The following is a 24415-nucleotide window of genomic DNA, read 5'->3' as shown; positions in this document are numbered from 1 at the left end:
CGTCATACTGCGTGAGGGGTTGGTCGCGCGCACGCCGCGCCAGCGGCAACGCAATGATGTGATGGAGTAGGTCATGAAGATCGTAACGGGCAGGGTCGCAATGTCGGCGTTGATTGCGGCGGTGATGATCGGTGGGTTGGGTGCGGCCTGCGCGCAGCAGTGGGGCAACGCCACCGGCGGCGTGAATGGCGCGCAGGCGGGCAGCGCGGGCAGCGCGGGCAGCGCGGGTAACGCGGGTAACGCGGGTAACGCGGGTAATGCGGGTAATGCGGGTAATGCGGGTAATGCGGGTAATGCGGGTAATGCGGGCGCCGCCGCGGGAACGAGTGTGGGCACCAGTGCCGGCCGTGGTCCAGTGCCTGGCGTAGGCACGCCGGCCGGCGTAACGCGTGGCGCAGACGTGGCACCGGCGCCGATCGACAGGCGCGCCAACGGCACGAGCCTGTACATGAACCCCGATCCGCGCGCACCGAACGTGACCGGCCGGCCGGCACCGCCTCGATAGTGCGTCACGGGCGGCATGGGCGGGTCCGTTCGCTGTGTTTAAAATGCTCGTCCGGCAACAGAATCCGGTTCGACAACGAGGAGGAAGGTATGGCGTACGGCGAGCACAAATACAAGGTATCGGTGCAGTGGACGGGCAACCGCGGTAGCGGCACATCGGGTTATCGCGACTATGGTCGGGACCATGTGATCACCGCGGGCAACAAGCCGGCTATCGCTGGCTCGTCGGACGCCGCTTTTCTCGGCGACGCCGACCGCTGGAATCCGGAAGACCTGCTGGTCGCCTCGGTTTGCGCGTGCCACAAGCTCTGGTATCTGCATCTTTGCGCGGATGCCGGCGTCGTGGTGCTCGACTATCGCGATGACGCCGAGGGCACCATGCTCGACAGCGCGCAACAAGGCCGCTTTTCGCAGATCGTTCTGCGGCCGCGCGTCGTCATTCGAGCCGGCGGCGATGTCGAACTGGCCACGCAGCTGCATCATGTGGCGCACGAGAAGTGCTATCTCGCGAACTCGGTCAACTTTCCGATTCTCTGCGAGCCGGTCATCGAAACGGACGCACGTTGACGCGCAGGTGGCGCGAGCTGTTCGCCGTCGACGGGGCAGCGCTGCGCCACTGTGATTGAAAGTCGAAATGCTTCGTTGATCGAAGCATTTTCTGTTCTGGTTGCGCCGGACGTCGCGCTGGAAACGCGTGGGTACTGCCGCCGCCGGTTTGCCGAAATGCCGCACGAAGCCGCACGAGCCGCACGAAGCCGCAAAGTCACAAAGCCGCAAAACTCCGGACTCAAAGCTCCAGATCCGCGATCCTCGCGGCTAACCCTCTCTCAACGATTACCGTCGAGCAGATCGCCGAGCAACTCGTCGAATGCCGCTTGCGCGTCTTCCAGTTCCTGCAACGCGGCGTCGAACGTTTGCAGTGCGAACTGTGAAGGCTTGCCGTTGCCGGCCGGCGGGAATTGCGATTGCAGCGACGCAAAGGCCGTCTGCACCCGTTTGGTCGCGGTCAATACGCGCTCCATCGCGGCTGATTCTTCGGCTCGCGCCTTGTCGTGGTCCATGAAAACTCCGTGTTGGTCGGGACGGCTTTCGCCATATCAAAGGGGTGACTATGCCACGTTCGCGCTCAGGAGAGCGGCAAGCCCCCGTTGGCCTTCACTTCGCGCAACGACAACGCCGACTCCACCGACGTCACGCCAGGCAGGCTGCGCACGACGTCGCGCATGAACGTGCCGTAGTCGTCGAGGTCGCGCGCCACCACTTGCAGGATGTAGTCGGCGCTGCCCGACACGTTATGACACGCGAGGATGCGCGGGAGCGCCTGCACCTCGCGCTCGAAGCGGGTCGCCACGGTGCGGTCGTGCACGGCAAAGCGCACGTAGACGAACGCCACCACGCCGAAGCCGAGTGCCGAGCGCGAGAGCATCGCGCGGTACTGGTCGATATAGCCATCGTTTTCGAGCCGCTTCAGACGGCGCGCGCAAGGCGTCTCGCTAAGGCCGACCGTTTCGGCCAGCCGCGCGTTCGACATGCGGCCATCATTCTGCAGCGCGGCGAGGATCGCACGGTCTGTTTTATCGAGCTCGGTCGTCATGGCTTCGGAGTGGCTGCGACAGATTAGGGGAAAACATGAAGGAGAGTCTGAATATTAGCGCATTCCTCCAAATCATCAGCGCATGAGCCAGTAAATCGCCAGCAAACCCTCCGTCGACGATAGCAACATAGAGCCATTGAAAACAAGGAGAACTCGATGATTTCCGCACACCTGCTGGCCGTGTACATTGCCGCGCTTTTCGTCGTCTATGCGGTGCCTGGGCCGGATATGGCGCTGCTGCTGCAAACCAGTATCGGGCGTGGCGTGCGCAGCGGTTTCGCGGCCGCCGGCGGGCTGGGCGTGGCCCGCGCCACACATGTGACGCTGTCGGCTTGCGGCGTGGCGGCACTGTTGCGCAGCGCGCCCTGGCTTTATGACGTCGTGCGATATGGCGGCGCGGTTTATCTCGCGTGGGTGGGGATCCAGATCTTCCGCTCGCCGGTGTTTGCGCTGCGAGCGGTCGGCGATGCGCGCGGCGGCGAGGCGGGCAATGAGGCAGGCAATGAGGCTGGCAATGAGGGCGGCAATGAGGGCGGCAATGAGGGCGGCAATGAGGCTGGCAATGAACGCGGCACAGCGGCCGGGACCGCGAGGTCCCAGCCGCTGCGAGCCGCTTTTATCAAAGGCTTGTTGACGAACCTGCTGAACCCGAAGGCGCTGCTGTTCTGCTCGGTGCTGCTGCCGCAATTCGTGCGTCCCGACGCGGGACCGATTGCTCTGCAGATGGTCGAACTCGGCCTGGTGCTGCTCGCGATCGGCGCATGTTTCGACGCGATGTATGTGATCGGCGCCGCACGGATCGCGCGCTGGATGCGAGCTCATCCGCTCGCGCAGACGGTGCAGCGCTGGGCGTTTTCGGTCGCGCTGATCGGTTTTGCGCTGCGGCTTTCGCTGGATTGAGGGCGAACGGTTCAGCGATCCTCGAACGATGCGCGCGGGGCGGTGCGCCCCGGCTGCGCTGTCCCGCTCATCGTTTGAGCTTGTGTTCGCGACTCGGACGGTCGTCGATAATCTTCCTGCGATGCTTGTCCTTCATCTTCTTCCAGCTCTTGCATTCGTCGCGCGTGCGCATGCAGCCGATACAGAAACCGGTTTTATCGTCGAACTTGCAGATGTCGATGCAGGGTGATGCGATGCTCATGAGCGATAGCCATCAGGCAACAGGGTGCGGCGACTGTCGCGCGGTCCATGCCCACCGCGCAAAGTGATTGTGTTAATAAAGCCGATAGGAAGCCGCGTGCCAGTTCGCGGCGACACAACCCTTTGTCCTTGTCCATCGATGAAAACGTTTCTGCTATATGTCGTGACCGCAGTTGCCGAGATTGTCGGCTGCTATTTGCCGTGGCGCTGGCTGAAGGACGGCGGCTCCGTCTGGCTGCTGCTGCCCGGCGCGCTCAGCCTCGCGCTGTTCGCGTGGCTGCTGACCCTGCACGGCACCGCCGCGGGCCGCGTCTATGCGGCTTACGGCGGTGTGTATGTCGCGGTGGCGATCGCCTGGCTATGGTGGGTCGACAAGGTGCGACCTACGTCGTGGGACGCGGCTGGCGTTGCGTTGACGCTGGCTGGCATGGCGGTCATCGCGTTCCAGCCGCGTATTTAGGCCACTGCGTAGGCCACCGCGCAGGTCACCGCGCAGGTCACCGCGCAGGCCACCGCGCAGGCCACCGCGCAGGCCACCGCGCAGGCCACCGCGCAGGTCACTGCATAGGCCACCGCGCAGGTCACTGCGCAGGCCTACCGCATAAATCACGCGCAAATCACGCGTAGGTCGCCGCGGCAGCCGCCCCGTTACTTGATGGCGCCCAGATAGTCGAGCTTGCCGAGTTCGACGCCGTTGTGACGCAGAATGTCATACGCCGTCGTGACGTGAAAATAGAAATTCGGCAGCACGAAACCGAGCAGATACGACAGCCCCGTGAACTCGATCGGGCCCACGCGCATCTTCAGCGTGATCGCGCGTTCTTCCGAGCCGTCTATCTGCTCGGGCTTGAATTCTTTCAGATAGTCGATCGTCTTTTGAAGGCGGGCCTGCAGCTCTTCGAAGGTCTGCTCGACGTCTTCGTATTTCGGCGCTTCAACACCGGCCAGACGCGCCGCGCAACCCTTGGCGGTATCGCTCGCGATATAGATCTGGCGTACGAGCGGCAGCATGTCAGGGGCGAGCCGGCCGTTCGTGAACACCGAGGGTTCGATCTGCTTCTCGGCGGCGTGCGCTTCGGCTTTGCCCAGGATGGCTTGCAGGTTCGTCAGGCCGCGAATCAGCACGGGCAGTGAAGCTTGATACATCGAGATTGGCATGGGAGTTCCTCTGATTCCTGGATCGTGCGCGCGGGCAGCGCGCGAGGCAATGTAACGGCTGGATTGCCGCTGCAGCATCATAGCGCGAGCGGCGCACGATGCGCATGGGTGCAGCCCGGCGTTAGCCATCCGGATAACTGCCGCGCACCCCGGAACTGTGTTCGAATGCTTTGGTCGGATGGTTTGACGCAGTTCTTGGAACAGCAACCCGCCGCCAACCGTCAGGCAATGAGGTTGGGCAGGCGCGCGCCGTGTCTCGGGCCATTTGCGCTCCGCGCGGCACGCTAACAGGAGAGTCGACACCATGGTCAACAAGTACCCGTTGCCGGGAAGCGAACGAACCGTCGAACCCGGTTCGCAGGTTGTCGGGCAATGCGACCCAGCGCAGCGGATCGAGGTTTTCGTGATACTGCGCCGTCAGCGGCAGGCCCAGTTCGATGCGCTGATGAGCCGGATCGAAGCGGGCGACGCGAGCGTCAAGCCACTGTCGCGCGAGGCGCTCGCCAATGAGTACGGCGCCGCGCCGGACGACATCGCCAAGGTCAAAGCTTTTGCCGCCGGGCATGGCCTCGCGGTGGCGCGTGAAGACGCGGCGGCGCGCTCGGTGGTATTGAGCGGCACGATTGCCCAATTCGAGAGTGCCTTCGAGGTCAAGCTGGAACGCTATCAGCATCACGCGGCCGGGCAGTTCCGTGGCCGCACTGGCGCAATCAGCGTGCCGGACGATCTGCACGGCGCCGTGGAGGCGGTGCTCGGGCTCGACGACCGGCCCCAGGCGCGGCCACACTTCCGGATCCGGCCGCCATTCGTGCCGACCCTTGCGCCTCAGGTGTCCGCTCAGGTGTCCTTTACGCCGCCGCAACTCGCGTCGCTTTACCAGTTTCCGCAGGGCGATGGCGCCGGGCAGTGCGTCGGCATCATCGAACTCGGCGGTGGCTATAACACCGCGGATCTCACGTCCTATTTCGCGAGCCTCGGCGTCGCGTCGCCCACGGTGAAGGCGGTCGGCGTCGACCAGGGCCGCAATCAGCCGAGCGGCGACCCCAACGGGCCGGACGGCGAAGTCACGCTCGACATCGAAATCGTCGGTGCGATCGTGCCGCACGCGACCATCGCGGTGTACTTCACGCCGAACAGCGACGCCGGTTTCATCGACGCGGTGAGCCGCGCTGTGCACGACACGACCAACAAGCCTTCGGTGATCTCGATCAGTTGGGGCGGACCGGAATCGCGCTGGACCAACCAGTCGCTGCAGGCGTTCAACAGCGTGTTGCAGAGCGCGGCGGCGCTCGGCGTGACAGTCTGTGCAGCGTCGGGCGATAGCGGCTCGAGCGACGGCGCGGGCGTCGATCAGGTCGACTTTCCGGCGTCGAGCCCCTATGTGCTGGCATGCGGCGGCACCACGCTGAGCGCGTCGGGCACGTCGATCTCGCACGAAGTGGTATGGAACGACGGCATCGACGGCGGCGCGAGCGGCGGCGGAGTAAGCCAGGCTTTCCCGGTGCCGGCGTGGCAGAACGGTTTGTCGGCCACGTCGACGGGCGGCGGCACCGCACCGCTTGGCGGGCGCGGTGTGCCGGACGTGGCGGGCGATGCATCGCCCGCCACCGGCTACGAGGTGTTGATCGACGGCACGCAGACGGTGGTCGGCGGCACCAGCGCGGTCGCGCCGCTGTGGGCCGCGCTGATTGCGCGGATCAACGCGGCCAAAGGGCAGCCAGCCGGCTTTATCAACCCGAAGCTGTACAAGACGCCGGGCGTGTGCAACGACATCACACAGGGCAACAACGGCAGTTTCGCGGCGTCCGTGGGTTGGGACGCCTGCACGGGACTCGGCAGTCCCAATGGTCAGAAAGTGGCCGCCGCACTATAGTCTGCAACACACGCCCCGAAGGAAGTCCTCCTGGGGGGCGTGACCTACAAGACGTGAACGAACCCATGGAGCGATCATGACGAACATAGAGTCAGCTTCCGGTAGTCCGCAGTCGCCGCACAATTCTCATCCTTCGGCGCCCACCGCCGCCTCTGCGCCGGCCAGCGCGCCGCACAAGGCCGGGGATCAGCCGTTCTTCGATCCGGTCGCGTATGGCAACGGGCCGGACGATTCGGTGACCGACGTCACTGAAACCGCGGCGATTACACATCATTCGGTGACGATCGGCGGCACCAAAATCAACTACACGGCGACGGCGGGTCATCTGGTGATCGTCGACCCGAGCAGTTCGCTGCCCGAAGCCCGGATGTTCTACGTTGCGTTCACGCAGGACAAACAGAAGGAGGAAACCCGCCCGGTGACGTTCTTCTACAACGGTGGGCCAGGGTCATCTGCCGTGTTCGTGCTGCTGGGCTCGTTTGCGCCGCGCCGCATCAAGACGTCGATGCCGGGCTTTACGCCGCCCGCGCCCTACTCGATGGAGGACAATCCGGACAGTCTGCTGGACCGCAGCGATCTGGTCTTCATCAATCCGGTCGGCACCGGCTATTCGGCGGCGATCGCGCCGAAAAAGAATCGCGACTTCTGGGGTGTCGACCAGGACGCCGATTCGATCAAGCAGTTCATCAAGCGCTTTCTGACCAGGAACAACCGCTGGAATTCGCCGAAGTACCTGTTCGGTGAATCCTATGGCACGGCGCGCAGTTGCGTGCTCGCGTACAGGCTGCACGAAGACGGCGTCGATCTGAACGGCATCACGCTGCAGTCGTCGATTCTTGATTACACGCAATCCGGCAACCCGGTGGGCACGTTGCCCACGGCGGCTGCGGACGCCTGGTATCACAAGAAGCTCGGCGTCGCGCCGCGGCCCACCGATCTCGGCGCCTTCGCCGAAGAAGTCGCGCAATTCTCGCGCACCGATTATCTGGCGGCGCTGCGCAAGTTTCCGACCACGGACTCGGCTACCGTCGAAAAGCTCAGCGAGTACACCGGCATCGACAAGACGACGCTGCTCGCGTGGAGTCTCGATATCGCCGCATACGACAGCCGGGGCAATTCGCTTTTTCTGACCACCCTGCTGAAGTCGCAAGGTCTCGCGCTCGGCGCGTACGACGGCCGGGTCACGGCGATCGACACGGGCATTGCCGGCAAGATCGACCCGAACTCCGGCGGCAACGATCCAACCATGACGGCGGTCTCAGGCGTCTACACGACGATGTGGAACGTGTATCTGAACGAGCAGCTGAAATACACGTCGAATTCGGCGTTCACCGATCTGAACGATCAGGCCTTCAAATACTGGGATTTCGGCCACATCGATCCGACCGGCGCGCAGAAGGGGCTCGACGCGCAGGGCAACATCGTTCTGTACACCGCGGGCGATCTTGCCGCCGTGATGGCGCTCAATCCCGATCTGAAGGTGCTGTCGGCGAACGGCTTCTTCGATTTTGTGACGCCGTTCTATCAGACCGTGCTCGATCTGCAGCAGATGCCGCTGCTCAGTCAGCAGGTCCGGGAGAATCTGTCGGCGCGATTCTATCCGTCGGGGCACATGATTTATCTCGACGGCGGCTCGCGCACCGCGCTGAAGGCGGATCTGGCGAAAATGTATGACTCGACGGTGGCCAATACGCAGGCGCTCGCCCGTATTCGCGCGTTGCAGGCCCGGGTGGCGAAGTAGCGATCAATCCGCGACGCGCGTTGCATTGCGCAACGAAGCGGCGCAATGCGTGGCGTCGCTGGATTGGCAAACACGAAGGCCGCGACGAGCGGACGGGGAGGGTTGCGTGCGAGCAGTAGCCGCAGCTCCTACCCGTGTCCGTCGCGCAGGCGGCTTGCTTACCTGCCGGATGGCCTGCCGGTATGCCAGATCGCCGACGATGGTGTCGACGATCCGTCCGCGGTGCTGGTTCAACTGCCGCACGGCAAGAATACGTGGTGGGTGAGCGCGGCCAACGTGCAAGCAGCGGACTGATCCCGTCGACCAGTCCGCGCCTCGCGCACTTCCCCGCAGGATGCCGTGGCGATGCAAGTCGCGGGCCGGTTCTTGCTTTCGGCACGGATTGCTGACGCGTTGACCGCCCCCGTGCGCTGCTGAACGAACGGATATATTGCTATTTTCGGTCCGCTTTATTCAGATGCAGTGCATTAACGGAGATTTCCCGTCCGCTTTTCGACACTGTGTTGCATCGCTTTTGCAGTCGGATATGGCTATCCTGAACAAAGGACGAAATTCGCAGGGGAGATTTAAATGATTACCTTCTATCTGTCATTGGTCGCTGTGGGCGCCGCCGGTGTTGTCGTGATTCGCGAAGTCGCCGCCGCTCGGGCGAAACAGCGCGCCGCGCTGCGTCCAGTGCGGGTGCGGGTCACGGATCGGGGCACGGAACGTCAAGCGCGTCGGAGATAGGCAGCATGAACCTGATCGTGCGCAATATCGCGGAATCGTGCAGCGAGCAGGACGTGCGGGAGTTCCTCAAACATGAACTCGGGCATTATGCGAAAAATGTCGAAGTGGTCGACGCTGGCAAACCCGGCGCCTATGCCACGGTCGAACTGGACGCCGAAGTGCCTTACGTGGGCGAAGTGATCGCACGGCAGATTCACGGCAAGCATTTGGGCGGCCAGGCGCTCGAGGCGACTGCCGATTTATTCAGCGACGAACCGCCTGCCCGGTGATCGGCTGCGGCTAGACGCTGCGAAGGCGGCACGAGCCGCGCGCATGTCGGGTGGTGAGTTTCATGCCGCGCGTGCCTGCTGCGACGGCCGTCGCTACGGCTGCCATCATGGCCATCCCGACCTCGCTGCATTCCCGCGGCTTCCCCACTGTTTTGCCTGGCTCATTGCCCGTCCGTTTGTGTCGGCCAGTCAAACGGCGTGTACGGCAGCGCCCGCTTGTGACGCGTCACTTCGTAGAACTGCAGGATGGTGGCGCGGGCGACATCACTCACCGGTTTGCCTTCCAGAAAGTCGTCGATCGCGTCGTATGGGATGCCATAGGCGTCTTCATCGGGACGAAGCGGGCGCAGCATTTCGAGGTCTGCGGTCGGCACCTTGTGCGCCAGCGCCTCGGGTGCGCCTAGTGCCTTCGCCACCGCACGCACGCGACGCTTGTTCAGCCCGGCGAGCGGCAGCACATCGGCGCCGCCGTCGCCGAACTTCGTAAAGAAGCCCATCACCGACTCGGCCGCATGGTCAGTGCCGATCACCACGCCGGCCCGCGTGCTGGCTACCGCGTATTGCGCAATCATGCGCTGGCGCGCCTTGATATTGCCGTGCACGAAATCCCGTTGCGATTCGTCCTTGAATGACACGCCGCTGTGATCGAGCGCGGCGAGCATCGCATCGGCGGCGGCTTGAATGTCGATCGCGAGATTTTCGTCGGCGCGAATGAAGCGCACTGCCTGTTGCGCGTCGGCTTCGTCCTGTTGCTCGCCGTAAGGCAGGCGTATTGCGACGAATTGCGCGTCGTAATGATCGGCGCGCAACCGCTCGACGGCGAGTTGAGCAAGTCGCCCGGCGGTGGTCGAATCGACGCCGCCGCTAATCCCGAGCACATAAGTTTTCAGGCCGCTGCTGCGCAGATAGTTCGCCAGAAAAGCAACCCGGCGCTCGATTTCCCGGCCGGCGTCAAATTCGCCGGCGACGTGCATTTCCGCTGCGATACTTGCCTGGCGGTCGACTGGATCGTGTTGTGTCATCATTTGATGGTGCTCCTTTGCGCGCTTGCATATTGTTCATAACGAACGCTCGCATGCCGATGAGATAAATGGCGAACCCGCGAGAAGGATGGCTCCGACGCGGTTTCATTCGCATCCGCAATGGACCGGTCTCGCGTTTTAACACCGATATTGGCTTTGAATCGCGGATTACATTGCCTTTAAACCGCTGCGCAGATTGACAAAAATGCTCGGCATTTCAGTGAAATTGACTAATTCGCCGCGTCTTTATCGACAGATCGCAATACGCTTAGTAACATCCTCGTTCCGGGCGCCACAGCAACCGGCGAAAAATCAATAATAATCAGCTTTGCTCAACTACGCGATGAACTACCCAGATCGGCCCGGCCAGCCTGGATTGGATCGCCTGACGTTCACATCGGTAGATCGTCGGCGCAAGGCGGGTCGCATGCCGTATACCTGCTGCATGTCGCGCGTGATCCGCGCCGTGCTTGCTCCGCGCATTCTGACGCGCGTGCTGGTGGCTGCGTTGTGCGCATCGACATGCACCGCTGCGATGGCGGTCTCGGCTCACGAACCGGTTCCGGCGAGTGCAGCGGCAGCGGCGAAAGCAGTTGCCCCGTTGCGCCGTCCATCGGTTGCCGTCGACGCATCCGCGCTTGCGGCGCCCGATGCAGCGGGTGTCGTCGATCCACGTCGCGCGTTTCTGCTGCGCGACGTGTTCGCACACAACGTCACGCGCCGCCTCAAGGTGCCGGCCGCCGAGCAACGCGCCGATGCCGATCGCCTGCAAGCCGCGCTCGCAGCGAACGCACTGGGCAACCTGTCGGGCGAGTATGTCGTGCTGGTCGATCGCAACGCCAACGTGCAGGCGCTCTTCATCTACTTTCGCGCCGTCCCGTCCGACGCCTGGCAGATGATTGGCGCGTCGCCGGTTTCGACGGGCAAGCCCGGCGAGTACGACCATTTCATCACGCCGCTCGGCGTGTTCGAACATACGCCTGCCAACATGGATTTCCGCTCCGAGGGCACGCAGAACGAAAACCATATCCGCGGCTATGGCAAGCGCGATATGCGGATCTTCGACATCGGCTGGGCGCAGGCCGAGCGCGGTTGGGGCAAGGGCGGCATGTCGCAGATGCGCTTCCAGATGCATGCTACCGATCCCGACCGGCTCGAGTCGCTGCTCGGCATTCGTCACTCGAAAGGCTGCGTGCGGATTCCCGCGTCGCTCAATACGTTTCTCGACCACTACGGCATTCTCGATGCCGAATATGTGACGCTGGTCGACTCCGGGCAATCGCTGTGGGTGTTGAAAAGCGATCGCCAGATTCCGCCATGGGCGGGGCGTTACATCGTGGTGGTGGATTCGGAGCGCAAGAGCCGGCCGGCGTGGGCGCCGGCGCCCGGCGGCAAGGCGCGCGCCAAAGTGCCAGCCGGCGCGGATACGGCCGATTGATTCACGGCCTTGCTGGTTGCGGCTGCCGCTTTGCGTTTCGTGTCTCACGACCGTGCCAGCAACACGCCCACCAGCGCGACGGCAAATCCGGCGATCTGTACCGGCAGCAACGTTTCGCCGAAGCCGAGATAGCCTTCGAGCGCGGCGAGCGGCGGCGCGAGAAACATCAGCGCGGTGGCGCGCGCCGCGTCGCCGCGCCTGACCATCCAGACGAGCAGCGTGACGCTGATGCCGGAGAGCATCACGATGCCCCAGGCCAGTGAGCCCCACAGCGTAGGCGACGCAATCCAGCGATGCTCGCCGAGCGTCAGTGCAAGCACGGCCGCGACGCACGCCGCGCCGAGATTCTGCACCGCGCTCGCGCTGCGAATATCGGCCTTTGCCAGCGAAGTCTTCTGAAACAGCGTGCCCGCCGTGATCGCGGCGACCGCGCCGATCGAGACGAGCACGACCAGCCACGCCGGCGCGTTGCCCTGCGAGGTCGACGGCGCGGCGGACGCGAGCTTCGGTTCGAGCACCAGCACGACGCCGGCGAGGCCGAGCGCCATGCCGGTCCAGCCGCGCGGCGCAAGCCGCTCGCCGAACAGCGGCGCTGCGACGGCGGCGGTCGCGAGCGGCTGCAGCGCGCCGAGCAATGCCATCACGCCGGCGCTCAGGCCTTGCGCGACGGCCCAGTAGCCGGCGCCGAGATAGACGCCTTGCAGCAGCGCGCCTGCTGCCAGATGTTTGCCGAAGTCGCGGCTGCTCGGCCACGCCGCACGCGCGATCACGGCGGCGAGCGCGAAGATCAGCGCCGTGCCGCCGAAGCGCGCCAGCAGAAAGAGATTGGGATCGGCATATGGTGTGATTGCGCGGGCGACCACGAAACCGGTCGACCACAGCACGACAAAGACAGCGGCAATGAAGGAAGCGAGCATCGGCAGGGATGACGTGAAAAGCCGTCATCTTGTCGCGATAGGTGCGGCGCGTCTTGTTCGAAGCTGCAATCGGTGCAAACGGCGCAAACGGTGCAAACGGTGCAAACGGTGCAAACGGTGCAAACGGTGCAAACGGCGCAAACGGCGCAAACGGCGCAAACGGCGCAAACGGCGCAAACGGCGCAAACGGCGCAAACGGCGCAATCGGTGCAATCGGTGAGAGGCGGGAGGCGGGAAGCGGGAAGCGGGAAGCGGGAAGCGGGAAGCGGGAAGCGGGAAGCGGGAGGGGGAAAGCGGAAAGCGGGAGGCGCGTCGGCGGGGGCTGCGTGCGCGTCGCGCAAGGGGTGTCTCGTGCGGCCGTCGGCGGGCGCCGTTACCACATCAACAGTATCGTCCCCGCGCCAAGCGCGCCGCCGCACAACACGCATGCCCACAGAAGCGCCCGCGTGCGCCGGTACTCGCGGCCGATCTCCGCGATCAGTCGCGCGTTTTGCTGCGGCGTACGTGCGCGCTCGTGCTCATGCTGCAGATAGCGAACCGCCAGATGCGGCACGCGCGGCAGCATCTGCGCGAGATGTGGCAGCTCGCGCGAGATATGCCTGATCCAGCCGCGATGATCGGTGTCGCGCCGCGCGATATCCGCAAGCACGTCACGCGTGATGGTCCACGTATCGACGCCCGGATGCAGCGCACGCGCCAGCATTTCGGCCTGCTGCAAAGAGCGTTGCGCGGTGGCGAGGTTGCCGGGCACGGCGCCTTCGAAGGGCTGCACCGCGTGCAGCAGATGATGAAACAGCGAGCCCGCCGAGCGGTCTTGCGCAGCGGGCGCGAAGTGCGCTTCGGCGCCGATGCGCAACTCGGCTTCGAGCATCTCCGCACGCGTGTCGTGCGGCACGTGTCCGGCGTCGCGATGCAACTCGGCGAGCCGCCCGTAGTCCTGGTCGAATAGCGCGGTCGCGCCGTGCACGAAGAACTCGCGCTCGCCGGTGGACAGCGTCGACATGATCGAAAACTCCGCCAGCACGACGCGCCCCAGCGTGTCCGGTTCGATGCTCACGCGCACGCGGCGCCCATCGAGTGTGGCATGGAAGAAGCCATGCTCGAACGCCTGCTCGGTGACGACTTCGACGATGTGCGCGGCGAGCGGCGCGAGCTTGACATGATGCGCATGCAGGCCGGGCAGATCGCTCGCCGGCAACGTGCTGATGCGCTGCATCGTCAGCGTGTGGTTGGTGCACAGGTCCCAGATAACGGCCGGCACGACGATGCGCGCGTCGCCGTCGAAGTGATGGCCGGTCTGGCTCAGGTTGGCGGCTTCGGCGCGCAGATCGAAGCGGCGCAGGATGTCGTCGGTGAAGGTCTGGGCCAACGCGCGCACTTGCAGGCGGCGTGCGGTGCGTGACAGCTTCTCCAGCCAGCGCGCGACCCAGCGCAAGAGCGCAAGTTCGTCGCCGATCTGTTGCAACTGGTCGGCGCGTACCAGCTTGATCGCCACCTCGTGATGGCCCTTGATCGGGCTCAGCAGGCGTGCGAAATGCGTCTGCTCGGCGAAGCCGCTGCCCACCGGCACCAGATCCACCGCACTGAACAGCGTGGCGAGCGGCCGACCGAAAGCGCGCGCCAATGCCTGTTCGGACTCGTGAGGCGGCAGTGGGGTTTCCAGGTGATCGATCGCGTCGATGGCGTCGTGCAAGGTGCCGGTCGCAAGTTCGGGTCGCGTGGCGAGCGTCTGCGCGAAGCGGCTGGCAAGCGGTCCCAGCATCGGCAGCACGGCATGCAGGCTTTGGCCGCTGCTTTCCGATGCATGCACGCGGCCGATCAACTCGATTACCCAGCGCAGTTTGTGCCCGGGCGGCGCGGCGAGCCAGATCAGGCGCGCGCCGTAACGCAGCGCGTGAAACAGCAGCAGTAGTCGGCGAAACAGTGGCGGCATCGGTAGTTCGGTAAGCGGACCGGGCAGTATCGGCAAGGGGCGACCCGACATCGGCGCGCGGCCAAGGCATCAAGGTTAGCAGGTAAGTGGGGGATAAGTCGCCAGGCAGGTTGGCAACCAGGTTGGCAGATAAGTCGCCAGCCAGGCACGCCGCGAGGAGCGTAGCCGCGCAACGCGTAATACAATACGGCGGCTTTCTCCACCGTGGCGAAACCCAGGTGTGCCGGCTTCCGGCCTTCTAAAGATGCTCGCAGAACAACGTCATCAATACATCCTGGCGCAAGTCGCCAAAGCCGGCGCGCTGTCGGTCGCCGAGCTGGTGCGCGAACTGAACGTGTCGCGCGAGACCATCCGCCGTGATCTGAACGCGCTGGCCGGGCGCGGTCTGCTCGTCACCACTCACGGTGGGGCGCTGTCGAGCGACCGGCGCGAGCCCGACCTCGATACGCGCGAGGCCGCGAACGCCGGTGCGAAGCGTGCGATCGGCGAGCGTGCGGCCGAGTTCGTGCCGGACGGCGCATCGCTGATCATCGATTCGGGCAGCACTACCCAGGCGGTAGCGCGGGCGTTGCTCGACCGCCATCGTCTCGTGGTCTACACCAACGACTGGCGCATCGCATTGCTGCTCGGCCGGCGCAACGACAACCGCGTCACGCTGCTCGGCGGCGAACTGTCCGATATCGAAGACGCCACCTTCGGGCTCGACACGGTCCAGCAGCTCACGCAATACCACACGGACTTCGCCTTCATCGGCGCTGGCGGGATTTCGCCGGACGGCTATCTGACCGACTACAGCCGCATGGCCGCCGAGGTGCGCAGCCGCATGATCGCGGCCGCGGACATGGTGGTGATCGTCGCCGACCATTCGAAGTTCGGCCGTGTGACGCCGGTGCGCATCAACGGTATCGAATCGGCGCGTTATCTCGTGACCGAACTGGCGCCCGAGCGCGCGCTCGGCAAGGCCATCACGGCGCACGGCCCGGAAATCCTGATCGCCTGATCGACTGGCTGCCGATGAACGGTGGCTGCGCCGGCGAGCTGATACACGTTGCAGCTCGCGACTTCGTGCGCATGCAGTGCCGCACACAGTGACGAAACGGTGGCCAAACGGTGACGCTCGGGAATTGGCGAATTGTGTCGTTTTGTGGAATTCGCCAGAATAGTCACGGCGTTGTCACCGAAACCTGTGATTCTTGCTCTGCCAGTTCAGGCAGGGCGGACAGCGCGAATGTCGTAGGTGGGCTGTGAGTCAGGCTGGAGAAAAAGCAGCCGGGTTGTCGGCAATCTGCAATCCGCGCAGACCGGCACGACGACTGACTGCGGGCAACACGTAAGCGGCGCGGCGCGACTGCCGTTCAATCACAACAGGTATCGGGTTATCCTTGGCGTTTGGTTATTTGCCTTTCGGAGAAAACGACATGACAACGACGAATTCCCTTCAAGCAACGGCCGGCCTCGTGCGCAAACTGCTGCCGGCGCTGGTCGCCGCGGCGGCCTTCGGCGGCACGGCGATAGAGGCGCACGCGGCCGACGCCGTGGTGCTGTACACCGCCGACGGCCTGGAGAACCTCTATAAAGACGTGTTGCCGGCCTTCGAAAAGAAGGAAGGCGTGAAGGTCAACATCGTCACGGCGGGCAGCGGCGAAGTGGTGAACCGCGCCACCATCGAAAAGGATCAGCCGAAGGCCGACGTGATCGTCACGCTGCCGCCGTTCATCCAGCAAGCCGATCAGAACGGCTTGCTGCAGGCTTACCAGAGCGCCAACTACAAGAACGTGCCGGCGATTGCCAAGGCGCCGAACGGTGCGTGGGCGACCTTCGTGAACAACTACTTCTCGTTTGCGATCAACCCGGAGATCACGAAGAACCAGCCCAAGACCTTCGCCGACCTGCTGCATCCGGACTACAGCGGCAAGGTCGCCTACTCGAACCCGGCCACCGCGGGCGACGGCATGGCGGTGATCATTCTGACCTCGTCGCTGATGGGCGAGGACAAGGCGTTCGACTACCTGAAGAAGCTCGAGCAAAGCGCCAAGTTCCACACCAAGGGCACCGGCTACCTCGACGTGCTGCTTTCGCGTAACGAAATCGCCGTCGCCAACGGCGACCTGCAGATGGATATGGACGACGCGGCCAACGGCGGCCTGTCGCTCAAGCCGGTATTCCTCGCCGCCGAGCCCGGCGGCCAGCCGACCACCTTCCAGTTGCCGTACGCGATCGGCCTGATCAAGAACGGTCCGAACCAGGCGGAAGGCAAGAAGCTGATCGACTATCTGATGTCGACGGAAGTGCAGGCGAAGGTGCCGGACATCTTCGGCATTCCCGGCCGCACCGACGTGCCGCTTGCCGGCAAGAACGGCGAAGCGGTCAAGCAGGCCATCGCGGGCGTGAAGCTGATTCCGGTGGACTGGAATCAGGTGATGGCGAAGAAGGCCGACTGGACCGCGCGCTGGAAGAACGAAGTGATCGGTTCGTCGGGCAAGCAGATCGACGTGGTCAAGCCGAAGTAAGCCGCCGTTCGACCTGGTTGCAGTCACTGCGTCGGGCAGCGTCTCCTGGTCTCGCGAGGCGCTGCATCAGCACCAATCTCGTTGGAGGATGAACCCGGTGAATTCGGCCAGTCTCGTTCACCCCAGTGGGCTCGACGCATCGCCAGATGCGCTCGATGCCGCGCGTGCGAACGCACCCGGCGGCGTGCAGATCGATCATCTGACGGTGCGCTTCGGTACGCGCACGGTGCTCGACGATCTGTCGTTGACCATCCAGCGCGGCGAGTTGCTCACCGTGCTCGGCCGCAGTGGCTGTGGCAAGACGACCTTGCTGCGTTTCATCGCCGGCTTCATCGAGGCCGACGGGCTGGCCGGCACCTTGACCGTGGCCGGCCACGATCTTACGCACGTGCCGCCACACAAGCGCAATCTCGGCCTGCTGTTCCAGAGCTACGCATTGTTCCCGCATCTGTCGGTGTTCGAGAACGTCGCGTTCGGTTTGCGCGCACGCCGCACGCCGGCGAAAGACGTGGCCAGACGTGTCGCCGATGTATTGAAGCTGGTGCAGCTAGGCGACGCCGGCCATGTGATGCCCGAGCAACTGTCGGGCGGCATGCAGCAGCGGGTGGCGCTCGCCCGCGCGCTCGTGATCGAGCCCGACGTGCTGCTGCTCGACGAACCGCTTTCCGCACTCGACGCCAATCTGCGCGCGTCGGTGCGCTCCGAACTGAAGGCGCTGCACGAGCGCCTGCCGAACCTGACGATCGTCTGCGTGACACACGATCAGGACGACGCGCTGGTGCTGTCCGACCGCACGCTGCTGATGTGCGAAGGCCGCATCGCGCAACTCGGCACGCCGCAGCAGTTGTACGACACGCCGGCGGACGGCTTCGTCGCGCGTTACCTGGGCGCGGCCAATCTGCTGCCGCCGCAGATCGCGTTCGGCATGGACGACGTGCGCTACGGCGAGCGCGACCGGGTGGCCTGTCTGCGTCCCGAGGCGCTGCGCATCGTGCCGTTGGGGGAAGGGCAGTTGCATGGCGCGATCGCGTCGGTCGAGTGGTACGGCGCGGTGCTGTCAGTCTCGGTGATGCTGGACGCACTACCCAGCGAGCCGGTGCTCGTCACCATGCAGCGCAGCTTCGGCATGATGCCGGAGAAGGGCGCGCGGGTTTCCCTGCGTTACGAGGCTGACGATGTCGTTCTTATCAAGCCCTGATACGCCCAAGCCGCTCGCCGCGGTGGCTGCCGATAGCGCCGCCGATGTCTGCGCCGACGCCTCAGCGGACCTCGCCGCCAACGCGCGCCGCAGTGCCAGCGCCGCGGCGCACGCGGCCGCGGTGAAGCGCCGCGAACGGGCGGCGCAATGGCATCTGCTGTTCATTGCCGTGGTGGTGCTCGGACCGCTGGTCATCTATCCGCTCGTGCGCCTCGTGATGCTCAGCGTTACCGGCTCGCACGGTCTGAGCATGCACGCTTATGCGGCGTTCTTCGGCAATCCCGAAACGCGCGGCGTGATCGGCACGACCTTGTGGATTCTGTTCACGAGCGCCGGTCTGGCGTCGCTGCTCGGCGTCGCGCTGGCGTCGCTGCTGTTCTTCAAGCCGTTTCCGGGCGCGCGGATGATCACGCGCTTTCTCGAACTGTTCGTCGCGTTCCCGTCGTTTCTGGTCGCTTTCACGCTGATCTTTCTGTATGGCTCGCAGGGCTCGGTCAGTATCGGCTTGCAGCGGCTCTTTCATCTGCCGGCGCCGCCGCTCGATTTCCTGTTCGGCGTCGGCGGCGTGATTCTCGCGGAAGTGGTGTTTTACGCGCCGTTCGTCGTGCGTCCCACGCTGGCCTCGTTCGCGATGCTGGACCAGCGTCTGATCGAAGCCGCCCGCAGCCTCGGCGCGAACAGCCTGATGGTGGCGTTCAAGGTGATTCTGCCGCTCGCGTGGCCGGGCATCGCGGCGGGCACGATCCTCTGTTTCCTGCTGACGCTCAACGAGTTCGGCATTCTGCTCGTGCTCGGCAGCGCGCATCTGATTACGCTGCCGGTGGCGATCTACAGCGCCGCCACGGTCGACCTCGATCTGCCGACCGCCGCCGCCGGCGCGGTCGTGATGCTGATGATGTCCCTGTCGCTGTACGCGCTGTATCGGCGGGTCAACCGCCGCAGGGTGAAAGGAGCGGGCCATGGCCGTTGAACTCGACCCGACCGTATTGCCGGTCATGCACAAGAAGGCGCGGCCGGTGCGCCGCAGCCTCGCGGCGCGCGTGCTCGGCGGCCTGCTGCTCGGCTGCGCCGCGCTGCTGTGCTTCTGGCTGTTCGTGTTGCCGGTGCTGGTCGTGGCGCTGTCGAGCGTGGCGGCGCACTGGTCCGGCACGATCCTGCCCGACGGGTTCAGCACGCGCTGGTTCGAGCGTCTTGCCTCGAGCGACTTCGACGCGCTGAGGACCAGTCTCGCAGTCGGTATGGGCGTCGCGGTGCTCGGCACGATGCTCGGCCTGTGGCTCGCGCTCGCGCTCGAAGGACGCGACCGGCGTGGCCTCGGCGCGTTCGTCGACACCGTCGCGATGATGCCCAACGGCGTGCCGAGCGTGGTGCTTGGGCTCGCGGTGCTGATCGCCTATCACAAGCGGCCGCTGGACCTGTCGAGCTCGGCGGCGATCGTCGTGTTCGTGCAGCTCGCGCTGGTGCTGCCGTTCTGCTATCGCTGCGCCGCCGCGGCATTGCGCCCCGAGCTGACGGTTTTGCGCGAAGCGGCGGCGAGTCTCGGTGCGCCGCCGTCGATGGTGTTGCGCCGCGTCGTGCTGCCGCAACTGGTGCCGGCGATCCGCGCCAGTCTCGCGCTCGGCTTCGCGCTGTCGCTCGGCGAACTTGGGGCCACGCTCACCGTGTATCCGCCGGGCTTTGCGACCGTGCCGATCGTCGTCGTCGGTCAGGTGGAGCGCGGCTATTACCTGCCGGCGTCCGCGCTGTCGCTGATTCTGCTGCTGGTCTCGCTGGCCGCGCTGCTGTTGATCGCGGCGCGCGTTCCACGCCGTCGGATGGACTGACGAGCAATTGCGATGTGGGTGTTTGCGTGTGACGTCGCGCGCAAATGCTCATCGATGTGGCAAAATTTGTCAAAATGACCGAACATATGCACTCTGCTTCTATCGATCCGATCGAGGTCGTGCGCCGGCATTCGCTGACGACGCTGGTCCGCGACGCGATTGAACGGCATATCGTCGAAGGGACGCTCGCGCCCGGCGACAAGCTCAGCGAAGCCGATTGGGCCGCGCGTTTGCGGGTCTCGCGGGGGCCGGTGCGCGAGGCGTTTCGCGCGCTGGAGCAGGCCGGCCTCGTGCGCACCGAGAAGAACCGCGGCGTGTTCGTGCGGACGGTGTCGCTGGCGGAAGCGGATGAGATCTACGCGGTGCGCGCCGTGCTCGAAGAAGCGGCGTGCCGGCTGCTGGCGGCGAGCATCGACGCCAGCAAGCTCGCGGTGTTGCGCGATCGGCTCGACGCGATGCGCGCCGCGCTCGAGGCGCACGATCGCGACGCGTACGCACGCGCGAACGTGGCGTTTCACGATGCGCTGGTAGCGGCGTCGGGCAACCGGAAGCTGTACGAGACGTATCGGAGGCTCGCGAGCGAGTTGAGCCTGTTTCGCCGGGCCGCGCTGGTCGTGCAAGCCGACGCGATGGAGCGCTCGCTAGCCGAGCATCGCGCGATTCTGACCGCGCTCGCTTCGCGCGACGCGGACCGTGCCGCGATGTTGATGCGCGCGCATGTGAACGGCGGCTTGCAGCGCGCCCATGCGGCGTGCGAATTGGCCGACCAGGCCGACCCGGCCGACCCGCCAGGCGGCGTGCGGAGCGCGTCGATGCCGGGCGATTGAGCGCGCTCGAGCGCGATCGAGACTGGCTGCAACCGATTACCACCGCACGCGTGCCAGGCACGCATGGAAGGCGACGATGGCAAACTCAAGCGAACACACGATCGAAGTCAACGGCCGCAGTTATCGGCTACCTTCGCAACCGACCGTCGTGGTGTGCGTCGATGGCTGCGAATTCGACTATCTCGAAGCCGCGGTCGCGGCGGGCGTCGCGCCGTTCATCGGCAAGATGCTCGAGGGCGGTGCGGCCTTCAAGGCCGACTGCGTGATTCCGTCGTTCACCAACCCGAACAATCTGTCGATCGTATGCGGCGTGCCGCCTTCAGTGCACGGCATCTGCGGCAATTACTTCTGGGACCCCGACGCGAATGGCGGCGCGGGTGGGGAAGTGATGATGAACGATCCCGCTTATCTGCGCGCGGGCACGTTGCTCGCCGCCGCCGCCGAGGCGGGCGCCGCGGTTGCCGTCATCACCGCGAAGGACAAACTGCGCAGGCTGCTCGGCTGGCAACTGAAGGGCATCTGCTTCTCGGCGGAAAAAGCCGACAAGGTGACGTGCGAAGAAAACGGCATCGACGACGTGCTTGGTCTGGTCGGCTTGCCGTTGCCCGATGTGTATAGCGCAGGGTTGTCCGAATTCGTGTTCGCCGCCGGCGTACGGCTCGCGCAAACCCGCAAGCTCGACCTGATGTATCTGTCGACCACCGACTACATCCAGCACAAATGGGCGCCGGGCACGGATGGCGCGAATGCGTTCTACGCGATGATGGACGGCTACCTGGCGAAGCTGGACGCGCTCGGCTGGGTGATCGGTCTGACCGCCGATCATGGCATGAACGCCAAGCACGATCCGACCACGGGTGAGCCGAACGTGATCTATCTGCAAGACGTGCTGGACGACTGGCTCGGTGCGAAAGTGGCGCGAGTGATCCTGCCGATCACCGATCCGTATGTCGTGCATCACGGCGCGCTGGGATCGTTCGCAACCGTCTATCTGCCGCGCGATGCCGATGCCGCACAGGTGATCGAGCGGATCGGCAGGTTGCAGGGGATCGAAGTCGTGCTCAACCGGCGCGCGGCGTGCGAACGTTTCGAACTGCCTGAGGATCGCGTCGGCGATATCGTCGTGGTCAGCACCAAACATGTCGCGCTCGGCACGCGGCGCGATGAACATGACCTGTCGGGGTTGACCGTGCCATTGCGCTCGCACGGCGGGATTTCCGAGCAGGAAGTGCCGCTGCTGTTCAACCGGCGCGTTCAGTCGCTGCCTGCCGGTAGCGGTGGTGGCGGTGGCGGTGGCGGCGGTGGCAAGCGGCTGCGCAACTTCGATATCTTCGACGTCGCGTTGAATCGCGTCTCGGCATCATGACCACCCCGCTGCGGGACCATCCGGCCTTCCGGGCCGAAGCGCTGCGGCTGCGAGGCGAGCGCGCGACGCGTGCGCGTACGTTCGACGTGTTCGATCCTTATACCGGCACGCGCGTGGGCACGGTGCCGCTCGCCAGCGTCGACGATGTACGCGCCGCGTTCGACTATGCAGCGGCCTATCAGCCGACGCTCACGCGCTACGAGCGTTCGCAGATTCTCGAACGCGCGTCGGTGCTGCTGCGCGAGCGGACCGAGGCGGCATCGGATCTGATTTCGCTTGAATCGGGTTTGTCGAAGCAGGATTCGCGTTACGAGATCGGTCGCGTGGCCGACGTGTTCAAGTTCGCGTCGATCGAAGCGTTGCACGACGACGGGCAAAGCTTCTGCTGCGATGTGACGCCGCATGGCAGGAAGCGGCGGGTGTTTTCGCAGCGCGAGCCGCTCGCGGGTGTGATCGTCGCGATCACGCCGTTCAATCACCCCATGAACCAGGTCGCGCATAAGGTCGCGCCGGCGATCGCGACGAATAATCGGGTGGTGCTGAAGCCGTCGGAGAAGGTGCCGCTGTCGGCCCTTTATCTGGCCGATGTGCTGTACGAAGCCGGTTTGCCCGCGCCGATGCTGCAGGTGCTGACTGGCGATCCGCGCGAAATCGCCGATGAACTGATCACGCATGCGTTGGCGGAACTGGTCACGTTCACTGGCGGCGTGGCGATCGGCAAGTACATCGCAGCGAAGGCGGCGTACCGACGCGTGGTGCTGGAACTCGGTGGCAACGATCCGCTGATCGTGCTCGACGACGCCGATCTCGAGCGCGCGGCGACGCTCGCCGTGCAGGGCTCGTACAAGAACTCGGGGCAGCGTTGCACCGCGGTCAAGCGGATGCTGGTGCAAAAGCGGGCTGCGGCGGAGTTCAGCGATCTGGTCGTGGAGAAGACGCGGGCCTGGTCGTTCGGCGATCCGTTCGATGCGTCGAATCAGATGGGCACGGTGATCGACGTCGCCGCGGCGCAACTCTTCGAAGCCCGCGTGAACGAAGCGATCGCGGGCGGTGCGCGGCTGCGCTTTGGCAACCAGCGCGACGGCGCGTTGTATTCGCCGACGGTGCTCGACGGTGTCGATCCGTCAATGACGCTGGTGCGCGAGGAAACCTTCGGACCCGTGTCGCCGATCATCACCTTCGACTCGCTCGACGACGCCATCCGGATCAGCAACGGGACGCCGTTCGGCTTGTCGTCGGGAGTGTGCACGAACCGGCAGGATGCGATCACGCGCCTCATCAATGAATTGCGAGTGGGCACGGTCAACGTGTGGGAAGTGCCTGGCTACCGTATCGAGCTGACACCGTTCGGCGGCATCAAGGACTCCGGGCTTGGCTACAAGGAAGGCGTTCAGGAGGCGATGAAGAGCTTCACCAACCTGAAGACCTTTTCACTACCGTGGGAGTAAGAGTGTGGCGTTGAATCCGAACGACATCCGCGCGCTCTTCGAGCAGTACGGCAACCTGGCTTATAGCGGCGAGCCCGTGACGCAGCTCGAACATGCGTTGCAAAGCGGTGCGCTGGCTGAAGAAGAGGGCGCCGGCGACGAGCTGGTCGCCGCCGCGTTTCTGCACGATCTTGGGCACCTGCTGAATCTGCAAGGCGACACGCCGACCGAGCGGGGCATCGACGATCTGCATCAGTATTTCGCGCTGCCTTTTTTGCGGCCGGTGTTCCCGGTTGCGGTGCTGGAGCCGATCCGTTTGCATGTAGACGCCAAGCGCTGCCTATGCGCTATCGACGACGCGTATTTTGGCCAGTTGTCCGCCGATTCGGTGCGAAGTCTGGCGTTGCAAGGCGGCATCTTCAGCAGGGCGGAGGCTGAGGCGTTCCTGCAGAAGCCCTATGCGGAAGACGCATTGCGGCTACGTAAATGGGACGATTGCGCAAAAGAACAGGGCCGCGCGACGCCGGATCTTAATCACTATTTAGGCCTGGTCGAGCGGGTCATGCGCAAGCACGCGGCTGTGTGAGCGAGGAGTACTTCTGGCGCTCGGCCCGTTCTTCGCGTCGCTGCCCGTGTAGCAATTCCAGTGCGGTTCAGTCACGTCAAAATAACGCTTGCAAGCCCCATCTGGGCTCGCTAGAATCTCGCTCTTTCGTGCTCCGGAGACCGGCGCACGGGGAAGCGGGAAAGCCAGCAGTGGCAAGGCTTTCGGCGGCGCGGGCAGGGCGGTGAGTCAGAAAAAACCTGTTGACGGCGTAGCGAAAGTTCTCCATAATTCTGCTGCTGATGCAGCGACGCAGACCGAAGCAGTGCCAGGTGGTGGTTGAGCCGGGTGCGGTCGGGTAGGCGGATCGATCTTTAAAAACTAACAGCCGATAAGTGTGGG

General features: G+C 64.6%; 25 protein-coding genes. 18 read left to right on the top strand and 7 right to left on the bottom strand.

Going from position 1 to position 24415, the window contains the following annotated elements:
• The first annotated feature begins 73 nt into the window (after positions 1-73).
• On the top strand, positions 74-505 hold the full coding sequence (locus BN2475_RS05655; RefSeq protein ID WP_094778587.1) for a hypothetical protein: 432 nt from the start codon (positions 74-76) through the stop codon (positions 503-505).
• An 89-nt stretch (positions 506-594) separates the two neighbouring features.
• A complete protein-coding gene (locus BN2475_RS05650; RefSeq protein ID WP_094778586.1) occupies positions 595-1071 on the top strand; it encodes an OsmC family protein in 477 nt (158 codons plus the stop codon).
• A gap of 260 nt (positions 1072-1331) precedes the next feature.
• Here BN2475_RS05650 and BN2475_RS05645 read toward each other — a convergent pair whose 3' ends face one another.
• Together BN2475_RS05645 and BN2475_RS05640 are read right to left on the bottom strand one after the other, a co-directional pair.
• The gene (locus BN2475_RS05645) at positions 1332-1565 is read right to left on the bottom strand and encodes a hypothetical protein (protein WP_094778585.1); all 234 of its coding nucleotides are present in this window, start codon (positions 1563-1565) and stop codon (positions 1332-1334) included.
• A gap of 65 nt (positions 1566-1630) precedes the next feature.
• Positions 1631-2098 carry an Lrp/AsnC family transcriptional regulator gene (locus BN2475_RS05640; RefSeq protein WP_094778584.1) on the bottom strand — a complete coding sequence of 156 codons (468 nt, stop codon included), beginning with the start codon at positions 2096-2098 and terminating at the stop codon, positions 1631-1633.
• 156 nt (positions 2099-2254) lie between these two features.
• Here BN2475_RS05640 and BN2475_RS05635 point away from each other — a divergent pair, with 156 nt between their 5' ends.
• Complete coding sequence (locus tag BN2475_RS05635) at positions 2255-2998, top strand: LysE family translocator (protein WP_094778583.1); 744 nt, start codon at positions 2255-2257, stop codon at positions 2996-2998.
• A 67-nt stretch (positions 2999-3065) separates the two neighbouring features.
• On the opposite strand, the gene BN2475_RS05630 is transcribed toward BN2475_RS05635, so the two are convergent.
• Positions 3066-3239, bottom strand: a complete 174-nt coding sequence (locus BN2475_RS05630; protein ID WP_094778582.1) for a DUF1289 domain-containing protein — start codon at positions 3237-3239, stop codon at positions 3066-3068.
• Between the two features lie 138 nt (positions 3240-3377).
• Between BN2475_RS05630 and BN2475_RS05625 the strand changes: the two genes are divergently transcribed.
• Positions 3378-3698: a YnfA family protein gene (locus tag BN2475_RS05625; RefSeq protein WP_094778581.1), complete on the top strand. Its 321-nt coding sequence runs from the start codon at positions 3378-3380 to the stop codon at positions 3696-3698.
• 188 nt (positions 3699-3886) lie between these two features.
• Here BN2475_RS05625 and BN2475_RS05620 read toward each other — a convergent pair whose 3' ends face one another.
• The gene (locus tag BN2475_RS05620) at positions 3887-4396 is read right to left on the bottom strand and encodes a DUF1993 domain-containing protein (RefSeq protein ID WP_094778580.1); all 510 of its coding nucleotides are present in this window, start codon (positions 4394-4396) and stop codon (positions 3887-3889) included.
• Positions 4397-4700: 304 nt separating this feature from the next.
• On the opposite strand from BN2475_RS05620, the gene BN2475_RS05615 reads away from it, so the two are divergent.
• The 4 genes from BN2475_RS05615 to BN2475_RS05600 all read left to right on the top strand — a co-directional run bounded on the left by BN2475_RS05615 (position 4701) and on the right by BN2475_RS05600 (position 9008).
• A complete protein-coding gene (locus BN2475_RS05615) occupies positions 4701-6269 on the top strand; it encodes a S53 family peptidase (protein ID WP_094778579.1) in 1569 nt (522 codons plus the stop codon).
• Positions 6270-6345: 76 nt separating this feature from the next.
• Positions 6346-8010, top strand: coding sequence for a S10 family peptidase (locus BN2475_RS05610; RefSeq protein WP_094778578.1), 1665 nt, complete (start codon positions 6346-6348; stop codon positions 8008-8010).
• 45 nt (positions 8011-8055) lie between these two features.
• Positions 8056-8304, top strand: coding sequence for a hypothetical protein (locus BN2475_RS05605; RefSeq protein ID WP_094778577.1), 249 nt, complete (start codon positions 8056-8058; stop codon positions 8302-8304).
• 440 nt (positions 8305-8744) lie between these two features.
• Positions 8745-9008 (top strand): RNA-binding protein, encoded by a 264-nt coding sequence (locus BN2475_RS05600; RefSeq protein ID WP_094778576.1) that lies wholly within the window; start codon positions 8745-8747, stop codon positions 9006-9008.
• Between the two features lie 161 nt (positions 9009-9169).
• Here the strand turns inward: BN2475_RS05600 and nadE are convergent, their stop codons facing one another.
• A complete protein-coding gene (nadE, locus tag BN2475_RS05595; RefSeq protein WP_094778610.1) occupies positions 9170-10030 on the bottom strand; it encodes an ammonia-dependent NAD(+) synthetase in 861 nt (286 codons plus the stop codon).
• Positions 10031-10457: 427 nt separating this feature from the next.
• On the opposite strand from nadE, the gene BN2475_RS05590 reads away from it, so the two are divergent.
• Positions 10458-11468, top strand: a complete 1011-nt coding sequence (locus tag BN2475_RS05590; protein ID WP_245841151.1) for a L,D-transpeptidase — start codon at positions 10458-10460, stop codon at positions 11466-11468.
• Positions 11469-11512: 44 nt separating this feature from the next.
• Here BN2475_RS05590 and BN2475_RS05585 read toward each other — a convergent pair whose 3' ends face one another.
• Both BN2475_RS05585 and BN2475_RS05575 read right to left on the bottom strand, forming a co-directional pair.
• The gene (locus tag BN2475_RS05585; protein ID WP_094778575.1) at positions 11513-12385 is read right to left on the bottom strand and encodes a DMT family transporter; all 873 of its coding nucleotides are present in this window, start codon (positions 12383-12385) and stop codon (positions 11513-11515) included.
• A 373-nt stretch (positions 12386-12758) separates the two neighbouring features.
• Positions 12759-14318 (bottom strand): ABC1 kinase family protein, encoded by a 1560-nt coding sequence (locus BN2475_RS05575; protein ID WP_094778574.1) that lies wholly within the window; start codon positions 14316-14318, stop codon positions 12759-12761.
• 244 nt (positions 14319-14562) lie between these two features.
• Between BN2475_RS05575 and BN2475_RS05570 the strand changes: the two genes are divergently transcribed.
• From BN2475_RS05570 to BN2475_RS05530, 9 genes are all read left to right on the top strand, one after another.
• Positions 14563-15318 (top strand): DeoR/GlpR family DNA-binding transcription regulator, encoded by a 756-nt coding sequence (locus BN2475_RS05570; RefSeq protein WP_094778573.1) that lies wholly within the window; start codon positions 14563-14565, stop codon positions 15316-15318.
• Positions 15319-15736: 418 nt separating this feature from the next.
• Complete coding sequence (gene phnS / locus BN2475_RS05565; RefSeq protein WP_094778572.1) at positions 15737-16828, top strand: 2-aminoethylphosphonate ABC transporter substrate-binding protein; 1092 nt, start codon at positions 15737-15739, stop codon at positions 16826-16828.
• Between the two features lie 97 nt (positions 16829-16925).
• Positions 16926-18026 (top strand): 2-aminoethylphosphonate ABC transport system ATP-binding subunit PhnT, encoded by a 1101-nt coding sequence (gene phnT, locus BN2475_RS05560; protein ID WP_094778608.1) that lies wholly within the window; start codon positions 16926-16928, stop codon positions 18024-18026.
• A complete protein-coding gene (locus BN2475_RS05555) occupies positions 18004-18996 on the top strand; it encodes a 2-aminoethylphosphonate ABC transporter permease subunit (RefSeq protein WP_174641874.1) in 993 nt (330 codons plus the stop codon). The genes phnT and BN2475_RS05555 overlap by 23 nt, the downstream gene beginning before the upstream one ends.
• Positions 18986-19849, top strand: a complete 864-nt coding sequence (gene phnV / locus BN2475_RS05550; protein WP_094778570.1) for a 2-aminoethylphosphonate ABC transport system, membrane component PhnV — start codon at positions 18986-18988, stop codon at positions 19847-19849. The genes BN2475_RS05555 and phnV overlap by 11 nt, the downstream gene beginning before the upstream one ends.
• Positions 19850-19923: 74 nt before the next feature.
• Positions 19924-20676, top strand: coding sequence for a phosphonate utilization associated transcriptional regulator (locus BN2475_RS05545; RefSeq protein ID WP_245841150.1), 753 nt, complete (start codon positions 19924-19926; stop codon positions 20674-20676).
• Positions 20677-20752: 76 nt separating this feature from the next.
• A complete protein-coding gene (gene phnA, locus BN2475_RS05540) occupies positions 20753-22042 on the top strand; it encodes a phosphonoacetate hydrolase (protein WP_094778569.1) in 1290 nt (429 codons plus the stop codon).
• On the top strand, positions 22039-23490 hold the full coding sequence (gene phnY, locus BN2475_RS05535; RefSeq protein ID WP_162494321.1) for a phosphonoacetaldehyde dehydrogenase: 1452 nt from the start codon (positions 22039-22041) through the stop codon (positions 23488-23490). The genes phnA and phnY overlap by 4 nt, the downstream gene beginning before the upstream one ends.
• Positions 23491-23494: 4 nt before the next feature.
• Complete coding sequence (locus BN2475_RS05530; protein ID WP_094778567.1) at positions 23495-24055, top strand: phosphonate degradation HD-domain oxygenase; 561 nt, start codon at positions 23495-23497, stop codon at positions 24053-24055.
• The last annotated feature ends 360 nt before the right edge of the window (positions 24056-24415 follow it).

This window comes from Paraburkholderia ribeironis, assembly GCF_900019265.1.
GTDB classification, from domain to species: Bacteria; Pseudomonadota; Gammaproteobacteria; order Burkholderiales; family Burkholderiaceae; genus Paraburkholderia; species Paraburkholderia ribeironis.
The sequence above is the reverse complement of the archived record's forward strand: the minus strand, read 5'-3'. Positions and strand labels throughout refer to the sequence as shown.

Bases quoted from the DNA above. Each gene is read 5' to 3' on its own strand.
- BN2475_RS05655 (WP_094778587.1), top strand. From the start codon at position 74: ATGAAGATCGTAACGGGCAGGGTCGCAATGTCGGCGTTGATTGCGGCG.
- BN2475_RS05650 (WP_094778586.1), top strand. From the start codon at position 595: ATGGCGTACGGCGAGCACAAATACAAGGTATCGGTGCAGTGGACGGGC.
- BN2475_RS05645 (WP_094778585.1), bottom strand. From the start codon at position 1,565: ATGGACCACGACAAGGCGCGAGCCGAAGAATCAGCCGCGATGGAGCGC.
- BN2475_RS05640 (WP_094778584.1), bottom strand. From the start codon at position 2,098: ATGACGACCGAGCTCGATAAAACAGACCGTGCGATCCTCGCCGCGCTG.
- BN2475_RS05635 (WP_094778583.1), top strand. From the start codon at position 2,255: ATGATTTCCGCACACCTGCTGGCCGTGTACATTGCCGCGCTTTTCGTC.
- BN2475_RS05630 (WP_094778582.1), bottom strand. From the start codon at position 3,239: ATGAGCATCGCATCACCCTGCATCGACATCTGCAAGTTCGACGATAAA.
- BN2475_RS05625 (WP_094778581.1), top strand. From the start codon at position 3,378: ATGAAAACGTTTCTGCTATATGTCGTGACCGCAGTTGCCGAGATTGTC.
- BN2475_RS05620 (WP_094778580.1), bottom strand. From the start codon at position 4,396: ATGCCAATCTCGATGTATCAAGCTTCACTGCCCGTGCTGATTCGCGGC.
- BN2475_RS05615 (WP_094778579.1), top strand. From the start codon at position 4,701: ATGGTCAACAAGTACCCGTTGCCGGGAAGCGAACGAACCGTCGAACCC.
- BN2475_RS05610 (WP_094778578.1), top strand. From the start codon at position 6,346: ATGACGAACATAGAGTCAGCTTCCGGTAGTCCGCAGTCGCCGCACAAT.
- BN2475_RS05605 (WP_094778577.1), top strand. From the start codon at position 8,056: ATGCGTGGCGTCGCTGGATTGGCAAACACGAAGGCCGCGACGAGCGGA.
- BN2475_RS05600 (WP_094778576.1), top strand. From the start codon at position 8,745: ATGAACCTGATCGTGCGCAATATCGCGGAATCGTGCAGCGAGCAGGAC.
- nadE (WP_094778610.1), bottom strand. From the start codon at position 10,030: ATGACACAACACGATCCAGTCGACCGCCAGGCAAGTATCGCAGCGGAA.
- BN2475_RS05590 (WP_245841151.1), top strand. From the start codon at position 10,458: ATGCCGTATACCTGCTGCATGTCGCGCGTGATCCGCGCCGTGCTTGCT.
- BN2475_RS05585 (WP_094778575.1), bottom strand. From the start codon at position 12,385: ATGCTCGCTTCCTTCATTGCCGCTGTCTTTGTCGTGCTGTGGTCGACC.
- BN2475_RS05575 (WP_094778574.1), bottom strand. From the start codon at position 14,318: ATGCCGCCACTGTTTCGCCGACTACTGCTGCTGTTTCACGCGCTGCGT.
- BN2475_RS05570 (WP_094778573.1), top strand. From the start codon at position 14,563: ATGCTCGCAGAACAACGTCATCAATACATCCTGGCGCAAGTCGCCAAA.
- phnS (WP_094778572.1), top strand. From the start codon at position 15,737: ATGACAACGACGAATTCCCTTCAAGCAACGGCCGGCCTCGTGCGCAAA.
- BN2475_RS05555 (WP_174641874.1), top strand. From the start codon at position 18,004: ATGTCGTTCTTATCAAGCCCTGATACGCCCAAGCCGCTCGCCGCGGTG.
- phnV (WP_094778570.1), top strand. From the start codon at position 18,986: ATGGCCGTTGAACTCGACCCGACCGTATTGCCGGTCATGCACAAGAAG.
- BN2475_RS05545 (WP_245841150.1), top strand. From the start codon at position 19,924: ATGACCGAACATATGCACTCTGCTTCTATCGATCCGATCGAGGTCGTG.
- phnA (WP_094778569.1), top strand. From the start codon at position 20,753: ATGGCAAACTCAAGCGAACACACGATCGAAGTCAACGGCCGCAGTTAT.
- phnY (WP_162494321.1), top strand. From the start codon at position 22,039: ATGACCACCCCGCTGCGGGACCATCCGGCCTTCCGGGCCGAAGCGCTG.